Genomic DNA, 1,244 nt, shown 5'->3' on the forward strand with positions numbered 1-1,244 from the left:
GCCGGGCGGCCGGGCGCGGCGGCGGGGGGCCGGTGATGGCGAAGACCTGGAGGATCGCGGGCGTCAACTTCGACCACATGCACATGGGCGACCTGCTGCGGCTGGCCCACGCCCACCCCAACGCCGAGATCGTGGGCATCGCCGACGAGGACCCCGGGCGCATGGAGGGGGCCGTCGCCAACTTCGCCATCCCGCGCGAGCGGGTCTTCACCGACTTCCGTGAGTGCCTCGAGGCCACCGCGCCCGACGTGGTGATCCTCTGCCCCAGCACCGCCCGGCACGCCGACTACGTGGAGTGGGTGGCCCCCTACGGCGTGCACGTGCTGGTGGAGAAGCCCTTCGCCGCCTCACTCCCCGACGCCGACCGCATGATCCGGGCGGTGGAAAACAGCGGCAAGCGCCTGGTGATCAACTGGCCCCTGGCCTGGTACCCCGCCCACCGCACCGCCAAGCGGCTGCTGGACGAGGGGGCCATCGGGGAGGTGCTCGAGGTGCACTTCTACGACGGCAACCGCGGGCCCCTCTACCACCGCGCCGACAAGGTGGAGGTCACGGAGGAGGAGGTGCGGCGCGAGAAGCCCCACTCCTGGTGGTACAAGCGCGCGGCGGGCGGGGGCTCGCTGCTGGACTACCTGGGCTACGGCGTGACGCTGGGCACCTGGTTCCACGGCGGCAGGGCCCCGCTCGAGGTCACCACCACCGCCTGGGGCGGCGAGGGCCTGGAGGTGGACGAGCACTCGGTCACGGTCTGCCGCTACGCCTACGGCCTCTCCAAGTACGAGACCCGCTGGGGCACCCAGACTTGACCGTTATTCAGGGTTGAGGCTAGATAGAGGCATGAACTTACGCGAAGCCTTAGCCTCATTGGACGATCCACGCTACCAGAACCGGCGCTATCCGCTGTGGGGGGTGGTGGCATTGGTGCTGGTGGCCTTTGTGTGCCGGGTGGACTCCCTGCGGGGTGTGGCCCGCTTTGCCCAAGCCAATCCCTTCCTGTGTAAGCCCCTGGGCTTGCGCAAGGCCCCAGGACGCAGCTCAATCGCCCAGCTCATCCGCCGCTTGGACCCGCAAGCGCTGGGTCGCCAGCGAGGCGGTCACGGCGCTCCTGGCCTACGCGCTCCATACCCTACGGCTGCGGCGCGTGGTCGCCCAGATCGACCCGCACAACCTGGCCTCGGTCCGCGTGGCCGAGAAGGCAGGGATGCGCTACGAGCGCGACCTGCTGCTCGAGGGCTACACCCACC

At 70.0% G+C, this 1,244-nt stretch carries 2 protein-coding genes and 1 pseudogene; all 3 read left to right on the forward strand.

Features of this window, described 5'->3' with window-relative positions; translation table 11 throughout:
• Positions 1–806: Gfo/Idh/MocA family protein (locus tag MEICH_RS23420; protein ID WP_051303878.1), on the forward strand; the 806-nt coding region annotated here is incomplete at its 5' end.
• A gap of 31 nt (positions 807–837) precedes the next feature.
• A pseudogene (locus MEICH_RS30635) lies at positions 838–1,068 on the forward strand (transposase family protein); the annotation flags it as partial.
• Positions 962–1,244: GNAT family N-acetyltransferase (locus MEICH_RS30560; RefSeq protein WP_420804457.1), on the forward strand; the 283-nt coding region annotated here is incomplete at its 3' end. The pseudogene MEICH_RS30635 and the gene MEICH_RS30560, both read left to right, overlap by 107 nt.

The sequence above is a fragment of the Calidithermus chliarophilus DSM 9957 genome (genome assembly GCF_000430045.1).
Taxonomy (GTDB): domain Bacteria; phylum Deinococcota; class Deinococci; order Deinococcales; family Thermaceae; genus Calidithermus; species Calidithermus chliarophilus.